The 25,852-nt window shown below is 63.7% G+C and carries 23 protein-coding genes; 14 read left to right on the top strand and 9 right to left on the bottom strand.

The window, feature by feature from the left end; all coding sequences use genetic code 11:
• Positions 1-7: 7 nt before the first annotated feature.
• Positions 8-2,383, bottom strand: coding sequence for an ATP-dependent Clp protease ATP-binding subunit ClpA (clpA, locus tag AM2010_RS11145; protein ID WP_047807120.1), 2,376 nt, complete (start codon positions 2,381-2,383; stop codon positions 8-10).
• Positions 2,384-2,508: 125 nt separating this feature from the next.
• Positions 2,509-2,712 carry a DUF1192 domain-containing protein gene (locus AM2010_RS11140; protein ID WP_047807119.1) on the bottom strand — a complete coding sequence of 68 codons (204 nt, stop codon included), beginning with the start codon at positions 2,710-2,712 and terminating at the stop codon, positions 2,509-2,511.
• Positions 2,713-2,828: 116 nt separating this feature from the next.
• Between AM2010_RS11140 and AM2010_RS11135 the strand changes: the two genes are divergently transcribed.
• From AM2010_RS11135 to AM2010_RS11115, 5 genes are all read left to right on the top strand, one after another.
• A complete protein-coding gene (locus AM2010_RS11135) occupies positions 2,829-3,815 on the top strand; it encodes an NAD(P)H-quinone oxidoreductase (RefSeq protein WP_236699453.1) in 987 nt (328 codons plus the stop codon).
• Between the two features lie 164 nt (positions 3,816-3,979).
• Complete coding sequence (locus tag AM2010_RS11130; protein WP_082132897.1) at positions 3,980-4,879, top strand: UDP-2,3-diacylglucosamine diphosphatase; 900 nt, start codon at positions 3,980-3,982, stop codon at positions 4,877-4,879.
• On the top strand, positions 4,876-5,952 hold the full coding sequence (locus AM2010_RS11125; RefSeq protein WP_082132896.1) for a glycosyltransferase family 4 protein: 1,077 nt from the start codon (positions 4,876-4,878) through the stop codon (positions 5,950-5,952). Before AM2010_RS11130 ends, AM2010_RS11125 begins: the two co-directional genes overlap by 4 nt.
• Before the next feature lie 114 nt (positions 5,953-6,066).
• Positions 6,067-6,777, top strand: coding sequence for a DUF1013 domain-containing protein (locus AM2010_RS11120; RefSeq protein ID WP_047807117.1), 711 nt, complete (start codon positions 6,067-6,069; stop codon positions 6,775-6,777).
• A gap of 81 nt (positions 6,778-6,858) precedes the next feature.
• Positions 6,859-8,529, top strand: coding sequence for a long-chain-fatty-acid--CoA ligase (locus tag AM2010_RS11115; RefSeq protein ID WP_047807116.1), 1,671 nt, complete (start codon positions 6,859-6,861; stop codon positions 8,527-8,529).
• A gap of 63 nt (positions 8,530-8,592) precedes the next feature.
• On the opposite strand, the gene AM2010_RS11110 is transcribed toward AM2010_RS11115, so the two are convergent.
• Positions 8,593-9,012 (bottom strand): bactofilin family protein, encoded by a 420-nt coding sequence (locus tag AM2010_RS11110; RefSeq protein WP_047807115.1) that lies wholly within the window; start codon positions 9,010-9,012, stop codon positions 8,593-8,595.
• The gene (locus AM2010_RS11105; RefSeq protein ID WP_047807114.1) at positions 9,005-10,135 is read right to left on the bottom strand and encodes a peptidoglycan DD-metalloendopeptidase family protein; all 1,131 of its coding nucleotides are present in this window, start codon (positions 10,133-10,135) and stop codon (positions 9,005-9,007) included. The genes AM2010_RS11110 and AM2010_RS11105 overlap by 8 nt, the downstream gene beginning before the upstream one ends.
• A gap of 311 nt (positions 10,136-10,446) precedes the next feature.
• Here AM2010_RS11105 and AM2010_RS11100 point away from each other — a divergent pair, with 311 nt between their 5' ends.
• The 8 genes from AM2010_RS11100 to AM2010_RS11065 all read left to right on the top strand — a co-directional run bounded on the left by AM2010_RS11100 (position 10,447) and on the right by AM2010_RS11065 (position 16,491).
• Entirely contained in the window at positions 10,447-11,118 is a 672-nt protein-coding gene (locus AM2010_RS11100) for a nicotinate-nucleotide adenylyltransferase (protein ID WP_047807930.1), read from the top strand.
• Positions 11,119-11,179: 61 nt separating this feature from the next.
• Positions 11,180-11,608 (top strand): ribosome silencing factor, encoded by a 429-nt coding sequence (gene rsfS / locus AM2010_RS11095; protein WP_082132895.1) that lies wholly within the window; start codon positions 11,180-11,182, stop codon positions 11,606-11,608.
• A gap of 50 nt (positions 11,609-11,658) precedes the next feature.
• Positions 11,659-12,081, top strand: coding sequence for a 23S rRNA (pseudouridine(1915)-N(3))-methyltransferase RlmH (locus tag AM2010_RS11090; RefSeq protein ID WP_047807113.1), 423 nt, complete (start codon positions 11,659-11,661; stop codon positions 12,079-12,081).
• A 4-nt stretch (positions 12,082-12,085) separates the two neighbouring features.
• Positions 12,086-13,312 (top strand): murein hydrolase activator EnvC family protein, encoded by a 1,227-nt coding sequence (locus tag AM2010_RS11085; RefSeq protein ID WP_047807112.1) that lies wholly within the window; start codon positions 12,086-12,088, stop codon positions 13,310-13,312.
• A gap of 87 nt (positions 13,313-13,399) precedes the next feature.
• A complete protein-coding gene (locus AM2010_RS11080; RefSeq protein WP_047807111.1) occupies positions 13,400-14,737 on the top strand; it encodes a S41 family peptidase in 1,338 nt (445 codons plus the stop codon).
• Positions 14,737-15,234: a disulfide bond formation protein B gene (locus AM2010_RS11075; protein ID WP_047807110.1), complete on the top strand. Its 498-nt coding sequence runs from the start codon at positions 14,737-14,739 to the stop codon at positions 15,232-15,234. Before AM2010_RS11080 ends, AM2010_RS11075 begins: the two co-directional genes overlap by 1 nt.
• Positions 15,234-15,755, top strand: coding sequence for a demethoxyubiquinone hydroxylase family protein (locus AM2010_RS11070; RefSeq protein WP_047807928.1), 522 nt, complete (start codon positions 15,234-15,236; stop codon positions 15,753-15,755). The genes AM2010_RS11075 and AM2010_RS11070 overlap by 1 nt, the downstream gene beginning before the upstream one ends.
• A 118-nt stretch (positions 15,756-15,873) precedes the next feature.
• Complete coding sequence (locus AM2010_RS11065; protein ID WP_201784051.1) at positions 15,874-16,491, top strand: hypothetical protein; 618 nt, start codon at positions 15,874-15,876, stop codon at positions 16,489-16,491.
• 21 nt (positions 16,492-16,512) lie between these two features.
• On the opposite strand, the gene AM2010_RS11060 is transcribed toward AM2010_RS11065, so the two are convergent.
• The 5 genes from AM2010_RS11060 to AM2010_RS11040 form a co-directional block, all read right to left on the bottom strand.
• The gene (locus tag AM2010_RS11060) at positions 16,513-17,526 is read right to left on the bottom strand and encodes an NAD-dependent epimerase/dehydratase family protein (RefSeq protein WP_047807109.1); all 1,014 of its coding nucleotides are present in this window, start codon (positions 17,524-17,526) and stop codon (positions 16,513-16,515) included.
• Positions 17,527-17,589: 63 nt separating this feature from the next.
• Positions 17,590-18,765 carry a hypothetical protein gene (locus AM2010_RS11055; RefSeq protein ID WP_047807108.1) on the bottom strand — a complete coding sequence of 392 codons (1,176 nt, stop codon included), beginning with the start codon at positions 18,763-18,765 and terminating at the stop codon, positions 17,590-17,592.
• Positions 18,749-20,905, bottom strand: a complete 2,157-nt coding sequence (locus tag AM2010_RS11050) for a GumC family protein (protein WP_053044069.1) — start codon at positions 20,903-20,905, stop codon at positions 18,749-18,751. Before AM2010_RS11050 ends, AM2010_RS11055 begins: the two co-directional genes overlap by 17 nt.
• A gap of 12 nt (positions 20,906-20,917) precedes the next feature.
• Positions 20,918-21,625: a polysaccharide biosynthesis/export family protein gene (locus tag AM2010_RS11045; protein WP_058350914.1), complete on the bottom strand. Its 708-nt coding sequence runs from the start codon at positions 21,623-21,625 to the stop codon at positions 20,918-20,920.
• Positions 21,626-21,818: 193 nt separating this feature from the next.
• Positions 21,819-23,309: an O-antigen ligase family protein gene (locus AM2010_RS11040; RefSeq protein WP_082132894.1), complete on the bottom strand. Its 1,491-nt coding sequence runs from the start codon at positions 23,307-23,309 to the stop codon at positions 21,819-21,821.
• Positions 23,310-23,729: 420 nt separating this feature from the next.
• On the opposite strand from AM2010_RS11040, the gene AM2010_RS11035 reads away from it, so the two are divergent.
• Complete coding sequence (locus AM2010_RS11035; protein WP_082132893.1) at positions 23,730-25,712, top strand: polysaccharide biosynthesis protein; 1,983 nt, start codon at positions 23,730-23,732, stop codon at positions 25,710-25,712.
• Positions 25,713-25,852 lie beyond the last annotated feature (140 nt).

The raw sequence follows: 25,852 nt of genomic DNA, 5'->3' as shown, positions 1-25,852 counted from the left end.
TGCAGCGTTATTCGCTTTTGTCGTTTCCGGCGCCTTCGCTCGCGTCCGGCGTCTTGTCAGCCGCACCCTTTTTCGCGGTGGTTTTCTTCGCGGCTTTGCGCCTGGTCCGGGTCTTGGGCGGTGCGGGGGTCAGTTCGAACGACGGTTTGCCGCCCTTGACGCTGACGTGGACCTCGCCCCCGTCGGCGAGTTTGCCGAACAGCAATTCTTCGGCCAGCGGCTGCTTGATCTTGTCCTGGATCAGGCGGCCCATCGGCCGCGCGCCGTAGAGGCGATCGTACCCCTTGTCGGCCAGCCAGTCGCGCGCATCCTTGTCGAACTGGATATGCACATTCTGTTCGGCCAGCTGCAATTCGAGCTGAAGAATGAACTTGTCGACGACGCGCGCGACCGTGCTCCTGCCCAGGTATCCGAACGGAACGATGGCATCGAGCCGGTTGCGGAATTCGGGGGTGAACATCTTCTTCACCGCTTCTTCGCCCGCATCTTCCTTGCTCACATCGCCGAACCCGATGCCCTGGCTCGCCATATCGGCAGCCCCGGCATTGGTCGTCATGATCAGCACGACGTTGCGGAAATCGACCGTCTTGCCGTGGTGGTCGGTCAGGCGCCCGTTATCCATCACCTGCAGCAGGATGTTGAACAGATCGGGGTGGGCCTTCTCGATCTCGTCAAGCAGCAGGACGCAGTGCGGGTTCTGATCCACGGCATCGGTCAGCAGACCGCCCTGATCGTACCCGACATAGCCCGGAGGCGCGCCGATCAGCCGGCTGACCGAGTGCCGTTCCATATATTCGGACATGTCGAAACGCTTCAGCTCGATGCCCATGACACTCGCCAGCTGGCGAGCGACTTCGGTCTTGCCGACGCCGGTGGGGCCGGTGAAGAGGAAGCTGCCGATCGGCTTGTCCGGGTCGCGCAGGCCGGCCCGGCTCAGCTTCATCGCGGTCGAGAGGCGCTGAATCGCATTGTCCTGGCCGAAGACGACATGCTTCAGATCCCGTTCAAGGTTTTCGAGAGCCTTCTTGTCGTCGCTCGACACCGTTTTGGGCGGGATGCGCGCCATTGTTGCGATCACCGCCTCGATCTCGCGCGCAGTAATCTTCTTCTTGCGGCGGCTGGGCGGGACCAGCATTTGCATCGCGCCGACTTCGTCGATCACGTCGATTGCCTTGTCGGGCAGCTTGCGATCGTTGATGTAGCGCGCCGACAGCTCGACCGCGGTCTTGAGCGCATCGGGTGTGTACTTGACGTTGTGGTGCGCTTCGAACGCTGTCCTCAGGCCGCGCAGGATCTTGACCGTGTCCTCGATCGTCGGCTCGTTGACGTCGATTTTCTGGAACCGGCGCAGGAGGGCGCGATCCTTTTCGAAGTGGTTGCGGAATTCCTTGTAGGTAGTCGATCCGACGCAGCGGATCGCGCCGCTCGACAGCGCCGGCTTCAGCAGGTTGCTGGCGTCCATTGCCCCGCCGCTGGTCGCGCCGGCACCGATCACGGTGTGAATCTCGTCGATGAACAGGATTGCGTCGGGCATTCCTTCCAACTCGTTCACGACCTGCTTCAGGCGTTCTTCGAAATCGCCGCGATAGCGTGTGCCGGCGAGCAGCGCGCCCATGTCGAGCGAGTAGATCACCGCATCGGCCAGGACTTCGGGTACGTCGCCTTCGATAATCTTGCGCGCGAGCCCTTCGGCGATGGCCGTCTTGCCCACGCCCGGATCGCCGACGTAGAGCGGATTGTTCTTCGACCGGCGGCAGAGGATCTGGATCGTGCGGTCGACTTCCGGGCCGCGGCCGATCAGCGGATCGACTTTGCCCGCTTCTGCCTTCGCATTCAGGTTGACCGTGAACTGGTCGAGTGCGGTTTCTTTCTTGTTGTCGGCTTTCTCGTCGGGCTTGCCGGCTTCGTCGGCACCCTGGGGAGAGCGGCTTTCGAGATGCTTGCCGCCTTTGCCGATACCGTGGCTGATGAAGCTTACGGCATCGAGCCGGCTCATGTCCTGCTGCTGCAGGAAGTAGACGGCATAACTGTCACGCTCGGAAAACAGTGCGACCAGCACGTTCGCGCCGGTTACCGTGTCCTTGCCGCTGGACTGGACGTGAAGAATCGCCCGCTGGATCACCCGCTGGAACCCCGCCGTCGGTTGCGGATCGCCGTCGTCTTCGGTTTTCAGCGACTGGTATTCCTGGTCGAGATACTGGCGCACCGCTTCGCCGAGTTCGTCAAGATCGACACCGCAGGCAGCCATGACCTGCGCTGCATCCTCATCGTCCACCAGCGCAAGCAGGAGATGCTCAAGCGTTGCATATTCGTGCCGCCGCTCTCCGGCATTTTCCAGCGCGGCATGCAGTGTTTTCTCAAGGTTCTGGGCGAAGCTGGGCATCTATCGGTCTTTCGTGGCGAAATGCAGCCCCCTCGCAGGGGGAATACGGGAACCGGCGGGGCCGGTCACACCCATATGGGGCGACCATCGCCAAATGCGAACGGGCCAAATGCGAATGGCATGTTTCATCCGGCCGGCTTTCCAAACAGCGCTTCGGCAGCGTCGCGGTGCGCATCTGCCGACTGGCGGTGTTTTTCCACCCGGGCGATCTCGGCTTCGAGCAGAGCGATCCGCTCCGTCAGCTCGTCGCGCGAATAGGGCGAAAGGTCCTCCCCGGCGAGCTTGCTCGCAGCATCGCCACGGGGGCGCGGACGATCGTCCTCTTCCATTGCCCTCAATCTCGCAATTCGTGGCGCTTGCTGTCAATGGGGCAGCGCGTTAGGTGCGCTCGCGTGACGGCTCGGCAACAGGGGGGATGCCAATGGCGGCGCAAGTGCCTGGTGAAATGACTGCGATCGGTTTCGATAACCCCGGCGATCCCGAGGTTTTGCGAACGGAGCGCATCGCGGTGCCCGAACCGGGCGAGGGGCAGGTCCTGCTCCGTGTTGCCTGGGCCGGGGTCAACCGGCCCGATGTGGCGCAGCGCCAGGGGCTCTACCCGCCGCCACCCGGCGCTTCACCGATTCCGGGGCTGGAGGTATCCGGCACGATCGCAGCCGTGGGCCCGGGCGTGCTGGAAGATTACGTGGGCGAGCGCTATTGCGCCCTCGTCGCCGGGGGTGGCTATGCCGAATATTGCCTCGCGCATATCGGCCATTGCCTGCCGGTGCCCGATGCGATGCCGCTGGCCGAAGCCGCGGCCATTCCCGAAACGCTGTTCACCGTGTGGCACAACGTGTTCGAACGCGGCTGGGCGAGCGAAGGTGAAACCCTGCTGGTCCACGGCGGCACCAGCGGGATCGGAACGATGGCGACAATGCTGGGCAAGGCCTTTGGCCTGCGCGTGATCGTAACGTGCGGCGACGAGGCGAAATGCGCCGCTGCGCGCGAACTGGGGGCGGATCTTGCGATCAACTACCGCGAGCAGGACTTCGTCGAAGAAGTGAAGGCCTACACCGGCGGCAAAGGGGTGGAGGTCGTGCTCGACATGGTTTCGGGCGACTATGTCCCCCGCAATCTCAAGTGTCTGGCCGAAGACGGACGCCATGTGACGATCGCGATCCTGGGCGGGATGAAGGCCGAGCTGAACATGGCCGTGGTGATGAGCCGCCGCTACACCCTCACCGGCTCGACGCTGCGCCCGCGTACGGACGCTTTCAAGACGCTGCTGGCTGCGGAAATAGAAAAGAACGCCTGGCCGCTGTTCGAAGATCGTACGCTGCGCCCGGTTATGGATCGCAGCTTTCCGCTGGCAGAGGCGGCAGCTGCTCATGCGCGGATGGAAGCGGGCGATCACATCGGCAAGATCGTGCTCGAGGTGGCCGGCGGCTGACCGTTCCGGCGGTCGTGCGCGGAAGGCTGCGGCCCGGCCCCATCGCAGCCATCGACTGACGCAGAACGGTCAAACTTACGCTGAAGCGTCACCGCGTTGTGAATCGGTTGTAACAATTGCCTGCCATGGCTTGCGAGAGTGCAATTGCTCGCGAGGGTTCGGTGATGAGCACGAAACGCGGCGACGGCTTGCCGGCAGAACTGGCCGAACTGGCGACTGTTGCCAGTTTCCCCCCGATACAAAGTGCCATTCCCGAACCGGAGGATGGCAAGCGGCAGCGCTATCGCACGATCTGGATCAGCGATATTCACCTTGGGACCAAGGGGTGCAACGCGGCGATGCTGATCGATTTCCTCGACAGCACCGATAGCGAGACGATGTATCTGGTCGGCGACATCATCGACGGCTGGCGCCTCAAGAAAAAATTCTACTGGCCTGCCGAACACAACGATGTGGTCTGGCGCATTCTCAAGCGAGCGAAGCGCGGCACGCGGATTGTCTATATCCCCGGCAATCACGACGAAATGCTGCGACCGTTTTCGGGCATGAATTTCGGCGGGGTGGAACTTCGCCGCGCCGCCTTCCACGACACCGCGGACGGTCGTCGTCTCATGGTACTGCACGGCGACGAATTCGACACCATCATGCTCGCGCACCGCTGGCTCGCCTTTGTCGGGGACGCGCTTTACCACGTGATGATGGAGCTGAACCGTTATGTGAACGGGGTGCGGCGGATGCTCGGCCTGCCATACTGGTCGCTGTCCAAAATGGCGAAGCACAAGGTCAAGAACGCCGTCGAATTCATTTCCAAGTACGAGGAAGTCGTCGCCCGCGCTGCAGGAGAACGCGGGGTCGATGGGGTGGTGTGCGGCCACATTCATACCGCCGAGATCCGCGAATTCGACGGTATCGAATACTACAACGATGGCGATTGGGTCGAAGGCTGCAACGCACTGGTCGAGCATTTCGACGGACGGATGGAGCTGCTGCACTGGCCCGAAGAGATGGCTCGCCGTGACGCGCATCTCGCACCCGAACCCGCCGGAGAGAAGGCTGCGGCATGAATCGGATGACCGGTTTCCCGGACGAGACGCGGAACCGGCAACCCTACCCCCAGCGCGTCGCAATCGTCACCGATGCCTGGCGCCCCCAGATGAACGGGGTGGTGCGAACGCTGACCACGACCTGCGCCATCCTCCAGCAGCGCGGACATACGGTGGAGGTCATCTCGCCCGACCTGTTCCGCTCGGTACCCTGTCCGACTTATCCCGACATCCGACTGGCGATGGCGCCGCCCGGCGGCATCGGGCGTCGGCTGGACGCCATTGCGCCCGATGCGATCCATATCGCGACCGAAGGACCGCTGGGAATGGCCGCGCGCCGCTATTGCCTGGCACGCGGGATTCCGTTCACCACCGCCTATCACACGCAGTTTCCCGACTATGTCGCGCGCCGCACCGGGCTGCCCCCGGCGCTGTTCTGGCGGTATATTCGCTGGTTTCACGCCCCCGCGCGGCGTATCCTGGTGGCGACGGAAAGCGTTCGGGAAGAACTGCGGGGCCGGGGGCTCGGCCGGCTTCACGCGTGGAGCCGCGGGGTCGACCTGGCCTGCTTCAACCCGCAGGCTCCCGAGCCGCCGGAATTCGCCGATCTCCCCCGTCCCATTCAGCTCTATGTCGGCAGAGTTGCGGTCGAAAAGAACATCGACGCGTTTCTGTCCGGCCAGTATCCGGGCAGCAAAGTCGTGGTCGGTGACGGGCCGGCGCTCGCCGGACTGCGCGAACGGTTCCCCGATGCCCACTTCATCGGCCGCCGCAGCGGGGCGGAGCTGGCCGGATGTTACGCCCATGCCGATGTCTTCGTGTTTCCCAGCCGTACCGATACGTTCGGACTGGTGATGATCGAGGCGCTGGCCTGCGGCACGCCGGTGGCCGCGTTTCCCGTCGCCGGACCGGTCGATATCGTTACCGATAAAGTCGGTGCCCTGTCCGAAGATCTCGATCGCGCGATTGCAGGGGCGCTCTTCAGCGACCGGGCCGATTGCGCCGAACTGGGGGCGCGCTATTCGTGGGACGCGGCGACCGATCAGTTTCTGGCCGGCCTCGTCGCGCTCGATACGGAGCCGGTACCGGCCTGATCCGCGCAGGCCGTAAACCCTAAACGCTTGCCCTCGCGGTACGCATCGCCTAAATCGTGTCCGCAACGGCCGCTCCGCGAGGGGCGGCCCTTATATTTTCAGGACAGTTTCGCCATGCCCCAACCCACCCCGCTGATGCCGCACGCCACCGCCACCTGGCTGGTCGACAACACATCGCTCAGCTTCTCGCAAATCGCCGATTTCTGCGGTCTGCACATACTCGAGGTGCAGGCGATGGCGGACGATCTTGCAGGCAGCAAGTACACCGGCCGCGACCCTGTCCATTCGGGCGAGCTGACGCAGGAAGAGATCGAGCGCGGTCAGGCCGATGCCGAATATGCGCTCAAGATGCACAAGGCCCCGGTCGAAGTGACCCGGACCAAGGGGCCGCGCTACACACCCGTTTCCAAGCGGCAGGACAAGCCCGACGGGATCGCATGGATTCTGCGCAACCACGCGGAAATCTCCGACGCGCAGATTTCGAAGCTGATCGGCACCACGCGCAACACGATCACCGCGATTCGCGAGCGCAGCCACTGGAACATCCAGAACATTCAGCCGAAGGACCCGGTAACGCTGGGCCTGTGTTCGCAGCGCGAGCTGGATGCCGTCGTCGCCAAGGCCGCGAAGAAGGCCGGTATCGAGGAAGAGGCTCCGGTTGTTGCCGATTCGGGCACCGACCGCGAGAAGCTGATCGCCGAACTGCGGGCAGAGCGCGATGCGAATGAAAAGGCTGCTTCCGAAGCCGCTCAGGAAGCGGAGGCCGCCGCCTGGCTGGAGGCGAAGCGCGCTTCCGAAGCCGAAGGCGGCGACGAACCCGCCTGATATCGCAGTCGTCGCGCGGCGGCATCGCGGCGTAACAAAAAGTCCTTGCTCTATGCGTCTGCTTGACGCATCCATGTTTACATGGATGTCAGTAAGACGAGCTATCAGCACGCTGCGCCCTGGGACACCCGGTTCGAGCCGGTAACCCTGCCCGATCTGTTCGCGCGTTCGGCGAACCGGCACCCCGATGCGCCCCTGGTCGATTTTCTCGGGCGGTCCTTCTCCTATCGCGAACTCCACGACGAGGCGCGGCGCTTCGCTGCCGGGCTTCAGGCGATGGGGGTGGATCGGGGCGATCGGATCGGGCTGTTCCTGCCCAATGTGCCGATATACGTGGCCGCGTACTACGGCGCGATGATGGCGGGCGCCGTCGTGGTCAACTTCTCGCCGCTCTACACGGTCGACGAACTGGCCCAGCAGGTCGAGGATTCGGGTACGCGCCTGCTGGTCACCATCGATGCCGCCAGCCTGCTGCCCACCGCGCTCAAGGTGCTCGACGCATCGCCTTTGCAAACCCTCGTCGTCGGGCGGCTGGGGGCAATGCTGTCCTGGCCGAAGCGGATTGCGCTGAAGTTGCTCGGCCGCAAAAGTATCGCATCCATTCCGGGCCAGCCCGATGTGTTCGAATGGGCCGATGTGGCAGCAGCAGCCTCGGGCGAACCGGCGGCCGTTTCGATCATGCCGGCCGATCTCGCGCTTCTGCAATACACAGGCGGCACCACCGGACGGCCCAAGGGTGCCATGCTCACGCACACCAATCTCGCGGTCAACGCGCTCCAGGTGGATGCGATCGATCCGTTCGGCGACGATGTGACCGATGTCATCATGGGCGCGCTGCCGCTGTTCCACGTTTTCGCCAACACCTGCGTGCTCAACCGAACTGTGGCCAAGGGCGGATGTATCGCAATGGTGCCCCGTTTCGAACCCAAGCAGGTGTTGAAGACCATCGAACGCACGCGGGCCACCGCGTTCCCCGGTGTGCCGACCATGTTTCAGGCGCTGCTCGACCATCCCGATATCGCGCGCACGGATTTCTCGTCGCTCAAGGTGGCGATTTCGGGCGGCGCGCCATTGCCGGCGCCGGTTCGCGAGAAGTTCGAAGCCGCAACCGGCGCGCGGCTGGTCGAAGGCTACGGCCTGACCGAAAGCGCGGGGGTCGTATCGACCAATCCCTATACCGGCCTGCGCAAGCCGGGAACGATCGGCCAGGTCATACCGCAAACCCGCATTATCCTTCTCGACAAGGAAGATCCCACCCGCCTCGCGTCCGAAGGCGAACCGGGCGAACTGGCGATCACCGGGCCGCAGATCATGCAGGGATACTGGAACCGGCCCGATGCTGCGGCTTCCGCCTTCGCCGAGATTGATGGCACGCACTGGTTACGCACCGGCGACGTGGCCGAAATCGACGAGGACGGATTCATCGCCATTGTCGACCGGATCAAGGACATGATCGCGGTCGGTGGTTTCAAGGTGTTCCCCAGCCAGGTCGAGGCGATCCTGCTGGAGCATCCCGCTATCAAGGAAACGCTCGTAATCGGGGTTCCAGACGATTACCTGGGCGAAACGCCGCGGGCCTATGTCACGTTGCAGGACGACGCGCAGACCGATGCGAGCGCATTGCAGGCCTGGATCAACCAGCGCGTGGGCAAACACGAGCGCGTTTCGGGGGTGGTCATCCGTGACGAGCTGCCGCGAACGATGATCGGCAAGCTCGACCGGAAGGCGCTGCGAATGGAAGTGCTGGCCTGAAACTGGGCAATCGCGGCGCGGCACCCCGAGCGGGGGCTGCCGGGTCGCGCAAACCGGCAGGCTCTACTGCGCCAGCGTAAGCTTCGGTTCGCCGTCGTCGGCCTGAGTGGCGGCGGAGGACGCATTTCTGTCGCCGGTCTGCCCTTCGGAGAGGCGATAGGCGAAGCGCCCTTCGACCTGTGCGCCCTGCTCGATCGTCAGCGCATCGTAATGCACATCGCCTTCGATCCGGGCGGACTTGAGAACGACGAGCTGGCGCGCGGTGATCGATCCGCGCACCTGACCGGCCAGCCGGGCGATCTCGGCGCTCACGGCCCCTTCGATCACGCTCGATTCGCCCTGAACCAGCGAATCGCAAGTCACGTCACCTTCGATCCGGCCGTCGACATGCAGTTCGGTCGATGCGGTCACATCGCCCTTGATCGTGACGTCGGCCCCGATGACAGAGAATGTCGAGCCCGAGGGGGAAGACGGCCTAGCCATGGGTATGGCTCCCGTCGGAGAGGGTTCTGACTTCTTTGAGAACATTGGGCGCATTCTCCAGGAAGGGGCGCGGATTGACGGCGCGGCCATTGATGCGAACTTCGAAATGCAGGTGCGGCCCGGTGGACCGGCCGGTGCTGCCGATTGCGCCGATCACGTACCCGGCATCGACTTCCTGCCCAACCTGCGCAGAAAACTTCGACATATGGGCATAACGAGTCGTCAGCCCGTTGCCGTGACTGATTTCGACAACGTTTCCATAACCCGACTTGCGCCCGACGAAGCTCACCCGGCCATCGGCGGCGGCATAGATCGGCGCGCCCATCGGGCCGCGGAAATCCAGCCCCTTGTGCATCGCGCTGCGTCCCGTGAACGGATCGCGGCGATAGCCGAAGCCAGAGGAGATATACTTGATGCTGGCGGGCTGAAACTGGGGAATGCCGTCCAGCCCCTGCTCAAGCACGGCCATCCGGGCGAGGCTGAGGCCGAGACGTTCGAACCGCGGATCGGCCTTGCCGTTGGGGCCGGTGGCCAGCAGTTCCAGCGGACCACCCATTGCCTCGCGCGGCGCAGAACGCAGCATTTCGGTGGGGTCGAGGCCCAGCTTGCGCATGGCCGCGGCGGCGCGTTCCGCCCGATGATCGGCAAAGCGCGTCATTTTCTCGACCAGCGCGAGCTGACGCGCTTCGATTTCGGCAAGGGGCCGCGCCTGAGGAAAAACGGCACTGACTTTCGCCACCGTTTCCGCCGCTTCGCCGCGCGAATCGCTGACCTTCGCTGCCGTGCTGATATCGTCGGGCAGCATCTCGGCCATTTCTTCCAGCACCGTCTGGCGCTGCTCCAGCTCTTCGGCAACGGCGTTCAGGTCGTCGCCATAGGCATCGAACCGCTCTTCCGACGTGGCGATCTTCGCCTCGCGTTCGAGCAGGGAAAGTCGATCGGCCTGTGCGCGATACTGGGTCCACCCCATGATCGCCATGCTCAAGGCCCAGGCGAGCAGGGCAACGGTGGCGATGCCCGCCGCAGTCATCTGCACGCGCGAAGAGATCTTGATGAAACGCACCTGACCCTGAGATCGCATGAAGAATTCGCGATCGGGAAACCAGGTCCGCAGGCGTCCCATCCAATCGCCAACGGTAGAACTGAACACTCGAAACGACCCCGCTTTGGCTGGTCTTTTATTTGCGCAGGGCGGCTAACACGCGAATCGCGAGGGGTCGAATCGAGTCCCTGGCAAAGGGGGCGAATCGAAGGGCTGGCAAGGTGAAGCGTTGTCGTCTTACAAAATTTAACTGTCGCGCCGGAACGAATCGCGCCAGACTGCGTTGGCCCCGGTCTCGCAATTCGCCGCGATCCGAACCGACAATCGCTGACTGACAACGGCCCTTGCGCCTGCTAGGCGACGAGCATGTTCACGACAGCACGAGGCCGGTTCTGACTTTCGCGCGCCGGATCGGGCTGCTGGGCGGCAGTTTCAACCCTGCCCACGGCGGCCATCGCCGAATTTCGCTGTTTGCCCGCCAGGCCCTGGGGCTGGACGAGATATGGTGGATGGTTTCCCCCGGCAATCCGCTCAAGCCCAGGGCCGGCATGGCGCCGCTTGGGGCACGGGTGAAGTCGGCAATTCACAAGGCGCGCGGCGCACCAATCCGGGTCACCGCGATCGAGCGTGAACTGGGCACGCGATACACGATCGACAGCCTGCGCGCCCTGATTGCGCGCTATCCGCGCCATCGTTTCGTCTGGCTGATGGGATCGGACAATCTCGCGCAATTCCATCAGTGGAAGGATTGGCGCGATATAGCGCGCGCCTTGCCGATTGCGGTCGTCGCCCGGCCCGGCTATGATGGTGCTGCCCTCGCCAGCCCCGCGATGGCCTGGCTGCGCCGGCATCGTGTCGGCGCGGCGACATTCAGGAAAAGGGGCGAATGGAGTGCGCCGAGCCTGGTGACTTTGCGTTTCGATCCGGATCCCCGTTCGGCCACGGCCATCCGCCGTGCCGACCCCGACTGGGCCGATCGCTTTTCGCAGGTTCCGCCGCGCGACCAGCTTACATTTCGGCCAATACGACCTATTTCGGTGCCGGAGCGTGTGCAGGCGCCATGATGCGCTCGACCGCCTCGGCCCACCACTTTCTTTGCAACCAGCAGGAGCGCAACGACCGCCTATGACGCCGGCGCAATCTTCCCTGTCCAATCAGGATTCGTCCCCGCGGGATTCCCACGGTTCGGCCGCGATCGAGGCTGAGCCCGGCTCGCTTCACGCACTTGTTCTCGACCAGCTGGAGGAGGATCAGGCGCTCGATCTCGTCTCGATCCCGCTGGCGGGCAAGTCGAGCATTGCCGATCATATGATCGTCGCTTCCGGGCGGTCGACCCGTCAGGTGGCCTCGATCGCGCAGAAGCTTGCCGAGCGGATCAAGCAGAACGGTCACGGCCCCGTGCGGCTCGAAGGGCTCCCCCAGGCCGACTGGGTGCTGATCGACGCCGGCGACGTGGTGGTCCACCTTTTCCGTCCGGAAGTGCGCAGTTTCTACAACCTTGAGCGGATGTGGGCGTTCGGCGACGCGCCGCCGGTTGCGGCGGGCACTGCCTGAACGACAAAGGCTGGCAGCGCGGCTGCGGCGTCTATTTCGGGGAGGGCTGAATGCTGCTGCACGTGATCGCGCGCGGCAAGATCGGCCGCTCGCCGGAAGCGGAGCTGGTCGCGCGCTATCGCAAACGGTTGACCTGGCCGTGCACGATTACCGAGCTGCCGGAAACCGGCGGTCGGGTCCCGCCTCCCCAGACGCCCGATCGCACCGTTCTGCTCGACGAGCGCGGCAAGCAGTTTTCGTCGGAAGAATTCGCCGCGCTGCTGGGCCGCTGGCGTGACGACGGCGTGCGCGAAACGCGCTTCGTGCTCGGCGCAGCCGATGGCCATTCCGCGCAGGAACGCGATGAGGCGGACCTGCTGCTGGCATTCGGCAAGGCCACCTGGCCCCACCTGCTTGCCCGTGCCATGCTGATGGAACAGCTCTATCGGGCGACGGCGATCCTTGCCGGTCACCCGTATCATCGGGCAGGATAGGGCGATGATGCGCCCTGCTGCACCGACCCTCGCCCTGGCCGGCACGCTTGCCGTGCTGTTCGGCGGGTATGCACTGGCGCAGCGGGCCGAAACGCTGACCGGGCCGGAAGAAGCGCGCACCGCCCTCCAGCGCGCCCAGCGCGAAGCGCGCGAGGCGGAGGTGCGCGGCGCGCGGCTGGAAGAAGAAGCGCGGGCTGCGACGGAAGCTGCGGAAAAGACCGCGCGCGAGGGGGCTGCGCTCGCTGCCCGAATACAGGAGGCGGAAGCCGGTATTGCTGCTGCCGAAGCGCGCATCGCGCTGATAGATGACGAGCGAAACCGGCTGGCTGTCCGCCTGGCCGAGCGGCGCGAGCCCCTGCTGCGCCTGACCGCAGCCTTGCAGAAATTCGCGCGCCGCCCGATCGCACTATCGGCATTGCGCCCCGGATCGCTGCGCGAAACGGTCTATCTGCGGGCCATGCTCGACACCACGATACCCGAAGTGCGCGAACGCACGGCCGCGTTGCGCGCGGAGATTGCTCGCGGACGGCGGCTGGAGGCGGAGGCGCGCCAGGCCCTCGCCAGTCTTCGCGAGAACGAGGGCACGCTGGAGGATCGCCGTCGGCGTCTGGCCGCGATCGAGAGCCGCCAGCGGCTGGAATCGCGCCGGGCTAGCGGAATCGCGGCGCGCGAGACCGAACGCGCGCTCGCGCTGGCGGAAGAGGCGCGCGATCTCGATACGCTGGTCGGGCAACTGGATACGGCGAACGATCTGCGGCGTGAACTCGCCGCGTTGCCCGGTCCGATCATACGCCCGCCGCGACCGGAAAGCTCGGAAGTCGCGTTCGATACCGGCCCTCCTGAACCCACGCCGACAGCAACCGCACCTTCGGAGAATTTCCAGCTTCCCGTGGTGGGGCGGACGGTTTCGGGTTTCGGCGCCGTGTCCGAAGGCGGGATCGTGAGTACCGGGCTGTCGCTGGCCCCACGACCAGGCGCGCAGGTCGTGGCACCGGGCCGGGGGCGGGTCGCCTTTGCCGGTCCCTACCGCGGATATGGCCGGATCGTCATCATCGAGCACGACGGCGGCTGGACAAGCCTGGTGACCGGCCTTGCCCGAACCGACGTCGACGTGGGCGAGGGGCTGGTGCCCGGCGCACCCCTGGGCGTGGCGGCACCGGTCACCCCCGTGGTGACGCTGGAACTGCGCCGCGATGGCGCGCCGGTCAATCCACTGGAGTACGTTGGATAGCAGCGCGCCGGGCGCCCGATGAAATCCTCATCTGGCGTTCAGCCTTCCCGCGCGATAAGGACGGGTCCTGCAAGGAGGCTCATGCCGATGAAATTCGCCGCTCTCGCCCGGTCGGCTGCACTGGTCACCGCCGTCGCGCTGATCCCGGCCACGACCGCGGGTATCGCGCAGATCGATGGCCGCGCAGGTCCCGAATTCGCGCGCCTGTTCGCCACGTACGAACGGATCAAGGCGAGTTATGTCGAACCGGTCGACGATGAAAAGCTGATCCGCGGCGCGATCGACGGCATGTTGCGCAGTCTCGACCCGCATTCCGCCTATCTCGACGGGTCCGATCTCCAGCGGCTCGAAACGATGATCGACGGCAATTATTCCGGTCTCGGGCTTTCGGTCCAGATGGATGACGGGGCGGTCAAGATTATCTCTCCGTTCCGCGGCAGCCCCGCGATGGAAGCGGGGCTGAAGGCCGGCGATTATATCACCCATCTCGATGGCGACCTGATCTACGGCGGCGAGTTGGACGAGGCGGTAAGCCGGATGCGCGGCCCTGCCGGAACCTCCATTCGCCTGACCGTCTTCCGGCCGGGCCGGGATGAGCCGTTCGATGTGACCGTGACGCGCGGCGTGATCGAGCTTGAACCCGTCACCCACGAACTTGCCGAGGGCAACGTGGGGGTCATCTTCGTCAACGAATTTTCGCGCGATGTCGGCGCCGATGTGTTCTCGGCCTGGGAAACGCTCAACCAGGAAGCGGGCGGGCGGCTCAATGGCCTGGTGCTCGACTTGCGCTCCAACCCCGGCGGCGCGCTGGACGAGGCGGTGGCCCTGTCCGACCTTTTCCTGGAAAAGGGCCGCATCGTTTCGCAGCGCGGCCGCGCGCAGGGCGAAACCTATGTTTTCGATGCCGAATCGGTCTATCGCGGACAGATCGCCAAGGGCGTGCCGATGATCGTGCTCATCAACGCAGGCTCCGCCTCGGCGAGCGAGATCGTCGCAGGCGCGCTGCAGGATCACCGGCGGGCACTGATCATGGGCGATCGCAGCTTCGGCAAGGGTAGCGTGCAAACGCTTCTCCCGCTCGGCCGCGACGCTGCGCTCAAGCTGACCACGGCCCGCTATTACACGCCGGCGGATCATTCGGTGCAGGAAGGCGGGATCGAGCCCGATATTTCCGTGCCCCAGCTCTCGGACCCCGATCTTGCCCGGCGCGCCCGCTTCGTTATGCGCGAATCGGACTTGCGCGGCCATCTGGTGAACGAAGCCGCGTTGAAGGACGAGGAAATGGAGCGCGACCGGCGTGAGGACCCGCGCTTCACGCTGACCGCAGCTGAGCTGGAGGAGCAGGGGATCGAGGATTACCAGCTTCACTATGCGCTGCAGACCCTGCGTCGCACGAAGCCCAGCGCACTGGCGCAGGGCAAGTAATGCAGACTGGGGCGCGCCAGACGATCGTGTCACCCCATCTTCGCTTGGCGCAGCGCCTCGCGCTCGCCGTGCCCGCGCTGCTGCTCGCGGGGGCTTATGTCTCGCAGTACGGTTTCGGCCTCTTTCCCTGCGAGATGTGCTGGTGGCAGCGCTGGCCGCATTTCGCAGCCGTCGTGCTGGCGCTGCTGGCAACGATGGTCCCGCCGCGCCGGGCGTGGATCGCGCTCGCCGCTCTGGCCATGCTCGTTTCCGGTGCGATCGGGGCGTTCCACGCGGGCGTCGAATATGGCTGGTGGGAAGGCATCACTGGCTGCGCCGTAACCGCACAGACGGGGGCGGCCGATCCGCTCGCTGCGATCATGAACGCGCCGATGGTGCGCTGCGATCAGGCGGCCTGGGATCTTTTCGGCATATCGCTTGCTGGATGGAATTTCCTCTTCTCCGTGGGGGGCGCGCTGGCGATCTTCTGGCTGCTGGCGCGGGCGCGAAAGGCATGATGCGCGCGCGCGACATTGCCCGGATGATCCGGGTCGATCAGGCGGGCGAGTTCGGTGCGACCCGGATCTATCAGGGTCAGCTGGATGTGATGGGCGATCGCGGCCCCCATGCGGCAGAGATTGCCGAAATGGCGGAACAGGAGAAGGGGCACCGGGAACGGTTCGATGCCCTGATGGCGCAACGCGGGGTGCGGCCGACGGCGCTGCAGCCGTTCTGGTCGGTCGCCGGATACGCCCTGGGTGCGGGAACCGCACTGCTGGGGCCGGAAGCGGCGATGGCCTGCACGGCTGCCGTAGAGGAAGAGATCGACCGTCACTACTCGCAGCAACTGGATCAGCTGGCCGAAGGAGAGGCCGACCCGGAACTGTCCGCGATGATCGAGGAATTCCGCGAGGATGAGCGGCAGCATCGCGACGCCGCACTGGCGGCGGGGGCGGAAGATGCCCCGGCCTATCCCCTGTTGTCGGGTGCGATCCGGCTCGGCTGCCGGGTCGCGATCAAGCTCGCCGAACGTATTTGATTGTGCGCAGTCGCGGGCTCGCACGAACCGCTTTCGGCCCCGCCGCGCTTCATATAGAGTTCACGCCGAAACCGCGAAAAGCCGGCGCACTGGTTGCCGATCAACGATGGGAAATGTCATGAAATCGCTCTTCGCCGCCACGCTCCTTGCCGGGTTCGTCCTCGGGCCTGCGGCGGCACTTGCGCAGGGGCAGGAGCAGGATCTTTCGGACGATGTCCGGATGTCGGTGGTCTATGGCGAGGATGCGGCGCCCGACTGCCCCGAGAACGAGATTTGCGTCGTGGCCCGGTTGCCCGAATCGGAGCGCTACCGCATTCCCGAATCGCTGCGTTTCAGCGACGATCCGGCCAATGTCGCCTGGACCCGCCGTGTGGAATCGCTCGAAATGATCGGCGATTTCGGCACCCTGTCCTGTTCGACGGCCGGGGCGGGCGGCTTCACCGGGTGCACGCAGCAGCTTATCGAGCAGGCTTACGGCGAACGCGCCACGTCACCCAATGTTCGCTTCAGCGAACTGATCGCCGCAGCGCGCGCCGAACGGCTTTCCACCATCGATGACGCCGCGGCCGCCGAACAGGAACGTGTCGAGCAGATCGAACGCGAATATATGGAACGTCTGGAACGCGAACGCACCGCACCCCTCCCCGACGAGGAGAACCCGGCGATCCGGCCCAGCCAAACCGGAGAACCAGTGATGGAACCGGGCCCACAACAAACCCCCGAACCCGAAGGTTGAGGGGGGCTACGCGGGCGAGGGCTAGATCTCGTAATACTCACGATACCAGGCGACGAAGCGGCGGATGCCTTCCTTGACGTCGGTCTGAGGGCGATAGCCGGTCAGGCTTTGCAGTAACGTGGCATCGGCCCAGGTGGCGGGGACGTCGCCTGTCTGCATTGGCATGAAGTTCTTAATCGCTTCGCGGCCGCATTCGGCTTCGATAGCTTCCACGAAATCCATCAGGCGAACCTTGTCGCTGTTGCCTATGTTCACCACACGGAACGGTGCCGCCGGCGACAGGCTGTCGTGCGGCGCGATATCTTCGGGGCTTTCGGGCCGCTCAGGCACAGCGTCGATCAGCAGCCGAATGCCGCGCACCAGATCGGCCACGTAAGTGAAATCGCGGAACATTTCGCCGTTGTTGTAAATGTCGATCGGCGTGCCCTCGAGGATGCCGCGGGTAAACTTGAACAGCGCCATGTCGGGCCGCCCCCATGGCCCGTAAACGGTGAAGAAGCGGAACATCGTGGTCGGCAGGTTCCACAAGTGGGCGTAACTGTGGCCCATCGCCTCGTTGGCCTTCTTGGTCGCGGCGTAGAGCGTCAGCGGTGTGTCGCACTTCTCTCGCTCGTCGAAGGGCATGTCCTCGTTCGCGCCGTAGACGGAACTGGTGCTTGCCATCAGCAGGTGCTCTACCCCGAGCTCACGGGCACATTCCATCACGTTGAACGTGCCGACCATGTTCGCCTCGACATAGGCGCGCGGGTTTTCGAGGCTGTAACGCACACCGGCCTGGGCGGCGAGATGGACAATGATATCCGGCTGTTCCGCCATGGCCAGTGTGTGCAGGGCGTCAAAATCCTCCAGTCTGCCGACAGTGGCGCTGAAATGCTGATTCTGCAGCAGCATCTGATGGCGCCGTTCCTTGATCCGCACATCGTAATAATCGGTCATGCCGTCATAGCCGACGACCGCGAACCCTTCGTCCAGCAACAGCTGCGAGAGGTGGAAGCCGATAAAGCCGGCGCTTCCGGTGACGAGGACTTTGCGCATGATGATCCTTTGGGTTGTTCAGGCGACGCACTGTCACCGCAGCCCATAGCCAGCGGGAAGGTGTCAGGTGCCGGTGGATATGGTCAGAGGCGCGATACTGCCGCTGATCCGCTCGCCATCCGACCAGGCCCGACCGGTAAGCACCACCGCCACAAACGCGCAGTCGGCTGGAACGGCGGTTTCGAACTCGATGCTGTCAGCGGTAAAGCGCGATTGATCCAGAACGGCTCCGGTATCGACGCAAGCAGCGGAGATTGTCAGGCGTTCTACCTGTCGCTGCGGCTTGAGATCGTGCGCCCCGCGGATGCGCAACGACCCGCCGCCGGCTGGCAGGATTCGGCTTGCGATTACGCCGCCCTTGCCTCGTGCGATGGTCAGACCCAGGCGATCGGATCTGGCAATGACTTGAGCACGGAACCCCGCTTCTCCGGCAAACTGCCAGTCGAAAGGGGGAATCTCCGAGCGCCATTCCGCGCGATCGCTCCCCGCAGGGGCGAGCCGGGAATAGAGCTTGTGAGCCAGCGCCAGCCGATTCGCCCTGGCGAAGGCAAGCACCAGTGCGTGATCGGTGCGCGGTTCGACGGTCTCGTCGGGCAGTCGTTCGCGAATCCGGCCGAGATTTTCCAGGCCCTCGCTATCTCGCGCAGCGGTGACGAGAAACGAGTCGCCCCATTCAGGGTCCGAGGAAAGGATGTCCACAAAGGTATCGACCGATTGCGGGTCGCGCAAAGCCTGGGTCAGCGCGGCGAACGCCGGCCTGCGTTGATCCGCTCTTACGAGAAGGATCTGGTTCAACGTCCGGATCGACTGGTCGAGATCGCCCGACTTGAGCTGAAAATCGAGTAGCAGCCCTTGCAGCAACGTATCGCGCCGGCTGGTTCTGGCGGCGAGATCCCAGAATTTGGCCTTCTCTTCGTTTGGCAATGACGCCCCGAGTACCGCAAGCGCTTCCGGCGTCAGTGGCTGGCGGCGATAGGCTTCACGGGCAAGCTTCGCGATCCATGGCGCGGGCGCGGCGACCGTTGGAGCATCTTTCGCCAACTGGCCCTGATAGGCACCTTTCGCAAGGTGGGCCTTGGCCGATCCGTCCCATGGGGCGAGCGCAGCGGCCTGGGCCGGCTGTTTTGATTCAGCGACAATGGCCAGCGTCTGCGCAACAGACAGGGCCGCCAGAATCGGGCAAATCACCAGCGCAAGGGCGATCCGCCAGCCGCGCGGAGCTTCAGCTGGCCGGGGCATTCGTTTCGCGGTCGGAATCGCCGTAGCCATATCCGTAGCCATATCCATAACCGTAGCCGTAAGCCGAATTGCGAGCGTCCAGCTTCGTTACGATCGCGCCGTAGATCTTCGCATTGGCCGACCGCAGGCGCCGCAGTGCATTGTCGATCGCGCGGATCTTCACGTCGTTCGATTCGATCACATAGATCGCCCCTTCGACTGCGGTCGAGATTTCCAGCGCATCGGCCAGGCCCAGAACGGGCGGGCCGTCGACAAGAATGAAGTCGTAGGACTGTTCAAACTCGCGGATGAGCCGCGCCAGGGCGTCGCTGGCCAGAAGGTCGGCCGGATTGGGCGGAGTGGCGCCACTCGGAATCAGGTCGAAACCGTGTTCTTCGATCGGAATGACGTGCGACAGCGATTCGCCGCGACCGGCCAGCAGGCTGCTAAGGCCGGTATCGGCAGTCGCCTGCTTGCCCAGGAAGTCGGCCAGCGCAGTGTTGCGCAAGTCGGCATCGATTAGCAGCGTCCGCTTGCCCAGCTGGGCGAAGCTGCGGCAGATCGCAACCGACGTCAGCGATTTGCCCTCGTTGGGGCGCGTGCTGGTCAGCATCAGCGACTTGGGTGCCCCGCTCGGCGTCAGGAACGAAATGTTCGAGCGTACGGCGACGTAAGCCTCGGATAGCTCCGAACTGCGCCGGTGCAGCTCCTCCAGGATATCGTTCTCGTTTACGCGCGGGATCAGCCCCAGCGTGGGCACGCCCAGAAGCCGCTGCACATCGTTGGGATCGCGCACGGTCTGATCCATCGTTTCACGGAGGAATACGAAGGCCGCTGCAACCGCCCCGGCAGCCAGAAGGCTGAGCGCGAGATTGAGGATCAGTGAGGGGCGATAGGGCTCTTCCGCAGGCAGCGCCGGCTGGACCAGCGTCATGTTGTTCTTGCCGGCACCGGCTGCCTCAAGCTCTTTGGAGCGTTGCAGGAGCGCATCGTAGAGCTGGCGGTTCGTATCCACCTCGCGCTTCAGGATGCCATACTGGATGCCTCCACCCTGCTGCGAAAGGAACCGGTCCTGTATCTGCTGCACCTGGGCCTGCAGCGCGGATTCCTCGCCGCGCGCCTGGCGGTAGGCGGCTTCGAGAGCGGACATGTCGCGCCCCCGGGAAGACGAAATTGCCTCGCGCATGGCCTCGACTTCCGACCGTGCGGCCTGCACTTCAGGGTAATCGGGCCCGAAGTTGGCCTGCAAGCTCGCAAGTTTGGCTTCGGCTGCGGCCAATGCGTTTTGAAGCTGGCTGGATGCGCTGCGCGTTTCATTTGAGGTCGACCGCGCCTGCAGCGCGCTTTGCGCTGCAATCCGTTTGGCGGTCGCCTGTGCGAGCGCGGCATTGAGCGTCGTGAGACTGTCGCCGATCAGCGACCGGGCGGTGCTGCTGCTGCTGTCGTCGTTGCTGCTCGATGCTGCATCGATAATAACGATCTGGTTCGCATTGGCATAATCGACCAGTTCCTTCTCCGATTGTGCCAGACGCTCGCGCAGTTCGGCAATCTGATCCCGGAGATAGCGGCGGGCGTCGATGTTCGCGCCGAAGCGTTTTTCGTAGTTTGCCGCAAGGAACTGTTCAGCCCAGAGGTTGGCGATGTCCGATGACAGCGCTCGGTTCGGGCTGGAGAAATTGACGTTGACCAGATTGGACATCCGGACCGGCTGGATGCTCACGTTTTCGAGGAGAATCTTGACCGCTTCGTTCCGCTTAAGTGGAACGTCGGGGTCGCCGGCGAAGGCATTTCTAAACTCTTCCGAGGCGGTCAGATTGCCAGCATCTACCACGGCTTCGGCCAGGAAGCGCGAGCCGAGCAATTCGTACTGGGTCTGAAAATACTGTTCGTCGGCCTGCAGTTCCTCGATCTCGGTCTGATCGATATTGGTGACGTTCGAGGATACGCGACTGATCTCGATTACCGCCGTGCTCTGGTACAGGGGTGTCGAAAGCAGGGTGACCAGGAGCCCGAGAACGAGTCCCGCGGCGAGAATGGCCGCGATCCAGACACGCGAATTGACTGCCTGGCGCCAATATCGCTCCATCGCCAGGATGCCGGGCTTTTCCTCGCCCTCGTCGACCGGCTCCAGCTCCGTGTCGTAAGGAAGTGCATTCGCCATCGCCGTGAATCCTCAGCGTCCGACGCGATCGATCAGGATCGCAGTAGTTGAAAGGAGCGGCATGAACTGGAGAATCTGGCTCAGACGCCGTCTTGCCGGCGAATCGCCAACCGTGATGATATCGTCGGCATAGATCTGCGGATCGGGGTAATTGCCGCGCTGGATAGCCTCAATGTTGAAGGCTCCGATATAGTTCTGCCCGTTGACCGTGCGCAGTACAAGGACGTCCTCCGATTTGGCATATTCGGATAGGCCGCCAGCATTGTTGATCGCGCGTGCCAGCGTTCGTGAGAGGCGCGCCGGATAGGCGCCGGGCTTCTCGACTTCGCCGCCGATCGAGACGGTCGGTTGCGAAAGCTCCGTGGGCACCACGCGCACATCGGGGTTGCGAACGTAGCGGCCTGACAGGCGTTGGGCGATCTTTTCCCCGACCCGCGTTGGGGAATCGCCCTTCACCGCGACCGCTCCGATCAGCGGGAACACGAGCTCGCCATTGTCGTCGACAATATACATGCCGCTCAGAAGTTCTGAGTTCACTACGTTAATTTCGAGCTGGTCGCCGGGCTGGACGCGCGTGACATAGCCGCCTTCCGGTGCGGGCAGGCTGGCGAGATCTGTCAGCTCGATGCCCGGGGCCATTCCGGTGCTGCGGTCGGTCGCGCACCCGGCCAAAAAACCGGCACCGGCAAGCGCCAGCAGGAGATTCCTGAAAAATGACATTATCTTTGTCCAGTTCGTCGGTTTGAGTTTGCCCTTACTGGAGCGCATTGCAGAAACAAGCCCTGGCGCAGGTCAGCAATGCAGGTTTTGATGTACCTGTGACCCTTTGGAGCACGGCAGGTGAGCGTGCTTCGGTCGCGAACGTCGCTGACGACGGCCCTGCTATCGCCGTAAACCACCGAAATCTCCCAGGTCAATCTGGTGACGGCTTCGCCTGGCCCGTCCATAAGGCCAGCAAGACTGCATAACCTGCCAAAGCAGGGGTGCGAAGCGGATAGTCGACCAGTGACGCGATCAAAAGAATGATCAGCGCGACCAGTGCTCCGGCAGGCAGCGCATCTTGCCGGATCCCTTCGCGACCATTGCGGAGCAACGCCCATGCGCGTGCCACGAGGACTGCCAGCGCAGCAAGCAGGATAGCGAGGCCGGGAAGCCCGGCAGTCATGAACACTTCGGCAAAGTCGTTATGGGCATGGTTTATATAGCTGGAAGACAGCAGCGCATCGGGTTCGAAGCTGCGAAAGACGTCGTCGAACGAACCGATACCCGTGCCCCACGGAAAATGCGCGACTGCGATCTCCCACACGACGGGCAAAATTTCGCCGCGCAGGTCGTCGATCGGATCAGAGCCGACAAGGCGCTCAAACGCACGATCCCGCTCCATACCGATGGTTAGCAGTCCCAGCCCGGCTACGATCACGATTCCGGCCAGGGCGGGGCCGAATCGCGCGATTGCGGAGCGTCTTGCCCTGCCTTGCCGCTGCTTTGCGCGTGCACTCCTCTCGCGAGGCCCCCTGCCGTCGGGCACTTCGCTCCCGGACGCAGCAATCGCGATAAGTGCCGTGGCGCAGACTGAAAGAAGGAGAGCAAGCAAGCCGGCGCGCGAACCGCCAATAAGAACGAGCGGAATGAACAGGAGGGCGCAGGCGGCGGCTACGCCGGCGCGGCGTCCCCGGTCGCTGCGCAGATCGCGCCAGCTTCCCCGAGCCCTGAGTGCCCAGCAAAAGATAATCGGGATCAGGCTGGCGAGGAACACGCCCTGATGGTTGCGATTGGCGAAAAGGCCGACCGGCGAACCGTAATTGGTGACGCTATAGAGATAGAGCGGGCCGCGAGGGCTCCCCATAAGTTGCAGCATGGCCCAAAGCGCGGTGAGCGCGCCAAGCGCGAGCACCACCGTCAGCATAGTTTCGCGGCCACGTTCCGTCAGCTGGATTGCAAGCGCCAGGGCAGCGCATGGCACGATAAGCGCCATCAAAGCATTGCGCGAGGCCTGCGGATCGAGCGTGAGCGGCCGCCACGCATCTCCGAAGCCGAGAGTGCTATCGATCGCGGCAACGCCTTCTCTGCCCGGCAGAGCGCGCCATATCTCAGGGGGGAGGGGCAGTAGATGAAGGGCCGCCAATGCGAAGGCGGACGCGGCAATCGCTACTATCGCGCGGTTGGTCGCGAGATGTTGGCGCGAAAGCGTCAGGAACGCGTAGCCGAGAACGAAGATCGACACGGGCCGCAGAATAGCCAACGACGACATGTCGGCTCTCGAACTACCGCCCGTCAGGAACGCAAGGAGCAGGAACGCAGCCAGTACGATCAGCCGGGCGTTGGTGGAGAAGATCCGCGAGAGTGTGCTGCGCGACCCGCGGGCCTTTGGCACTCTTTTGCGCTGGCTGGTCGATGCGTTCATCGATGGGGTCCTTGCCGGGCGATAAATGGTAGAGTGGGAGGTTAGCTGTAAAGACAGGGAGTTGGGCAGCGCATGATAAACGCAGACATGACGGCTCTGTTGCAGCCGGGTCAGGCTAAGGTCAAGTTGCAGGAAAGCAACAGCGGTAACGAAACGCTCCTGAAATCAATAGTGTGACCTTGGGAAGACACCAACATCCCTCCGCACTATTCAGTCGGCCAGGCAGCTGATCGCACACCAGGCACGTCTGGTCGCGTGGTTTGCATGACGGCTTTGCAGCGTTCGGCGGCAGGCCTATGGGCGCGGCTCTGCCACGATTATGGATGACATAAGGTAAAGCCACGGTGGCCAACGATTCCGATTGTCCTGGATCTGAGCCCGTCCACGACGGACCGAGCGTACGGCTGAAGCGAATCCTGTATGCTGTCTGATTTGATCGACCGGCGACTTTCGACTTTCCAGCAGGCGTGGGGCGGCGCGATCGTCGACCTGTTCGGCCGCCTGGGAGCCCTACCGCGGCGCGTGCGTCAAATCATTGTCGCCATGATGGATGCGGCGCTTTGCACAATCGCCGTGTGGATCGCGTTTTCGTTGAGGCTCGGCGAGTTCTACCGGATCGAAACCAACATCCTGGCGGTGGCTGCCGCGGCAATCGCGATATGGTTCCCGATCGCATGGTGGCGGGGGGTCTATCGTTCGATAGTGCGCTTCTCGGGCGCGCGCGCGATGGCGGCTCTGGGAATGACGGTCGTTATTTATACGCTTCCGATGACGATCGTCTTCATGACATACGGTTTCGACGGTGTTCCGCGTACCGTGGCACTGATTCAGCCAATAGTATTCCTCGCGCTGATGGCGGTCAGCCGTCTTGCCATCCGGTTTATCGTCATCGACATCGTCGGTGCGCGCCATGTGGCGACCGAACGCCGTGTCGTCGCAATTTATGGGGCCGGCAGTGCGGGACAGCAACTGGCCAGTTCGCTTCGTCATGAGCCCCACGTCCGGGTCGAGGCCTTTATCGACGATGACATACGCCTCGCGGGGCAGCAGCTCGATGGCATCACCGTGCATCCGCCCACGATGCTGGACCCCCTGCTGAACGACCAGCAGGTCGATGAGGTTCTGCTCGCGCTTCCAAGCGCGACCCGGTCGCGGCGCAGGGATATTATCGAGGCTCTGCAGGAATATCCTGTCGCAGTGCGCTCGCTGCCCAGCATGGGCAATCTGATCGACGGAAAGGTCTCCGTCAGCGACTTGCGTGACGTCTCGATCGACGATCTTCTGGGGCGTGAGCCCGTGCGACCCAACGAGCTTCTGATCGGAAAGACGATCGCGGGGAAGCGGGTCATGGTCACCGGAGCGGGCGGATCGATCGGCAGCGAACTGTGCCGTCAGATCCTGTGCGCGCGACCGGCGGAACTCATTCTGCTCGAGCGTTCGGAATATGCGCTCTATGCGATCGGCGCGGAACTCGATGCCGCGGCCGCGGCGCTCGATGCGCCAGTGCCGATCACACCGGTACTTGGGGACCTGGGAATACGCGCATCGGTGCAGCGGATATTCGAACAGTACCAACCGCAAACGGTTTTTCACGCGGCCGCCTACAAGCATGTCCCGTTGGTTGAAGCCAATCCGATTGCCGGTCTTCGCAACAACATCTTCGGCACCCTCAATGCCTGTCTGGCGGCAGAAGAGGTCGGTGTTGCGAATTTCGTCCTGATCAGCACGGACAAGGCCGTCCGCCCGACGAATGTGATGGGCGCGTCGAAGCGCGTCTGCGAGCTGATCCTGCAGGCACGGGCGCAATTGCATGGAGACAAGCGGGGGCGCACGATACTCACGATGGTGCGGTTCGGAAATGTGCTGGGCTCCAGCGGTTCCGTTGTCCCGCGCTTCCAGCGGCAGATCAGCGAAGGCGGCCCCGTCACGCTGACGCATCGCGATGTAACGCGTTATTTCATGACCATTCCCGAAGCGGCCCAGCTGGTTATTCAGGCCGGTGCGATGGCGAAGGGGGGTGAGGTGTTCGTGCTCGATATGGGCGAACCGGTGCGCATTCTGGATCTGGCAAGGAGCATGATCAACCTGTCGGGGATGACGGTCCGTGACGAGGCGAACCCGGACGGCGATATCGAAATTCGCGAGGTCGGCCTGAGGCCTGGCGAGAAGTTGTACGAAGAGCTTCTGATCGGGGACAGCCCGGAACCGACTGTTCACGAACGGATTCGACGGGCGAACGAAGCCATGTTGTCGTGGGACGCTTTGAATTTCGAACTGGGCGAGATGGGCCAGTTGCTTGATCGCGGTGATGGCGCCTCTGCAACGGCTCTGCTGGCTCGTTTGGTTCCGGAGTATAAACCTTCCGATCATCACAGGAGCGAAATTTCCGGCGAAGCCAGTTGAATGTGCGGATTGCGCGAACTCTGCTTGACTCCGCTCGAGCTATGAATACGCCGCTTCGGCGTTCAGCGCGACCCGATGCCTTCGATCGGTTCTCGATCGTGATGCCGGTTGTCCGCGCTCCCGGTTATAAGCATGGCGGT

Origin of the sequence: Pelagerythrobacter marensis (genome assembly GCF_001028625.1) — a bacterium.
Lineage (GTDB): Bacteria > Pseudomonadota > Alphaproteobacteria > Sphingomonadales > Sphingomonadaceae > Pelagerythrobacter > Pelagerythrobacter marensis.
This window is presented reverse-complemented; position numbering and strand designations above follow the sequence as displayed.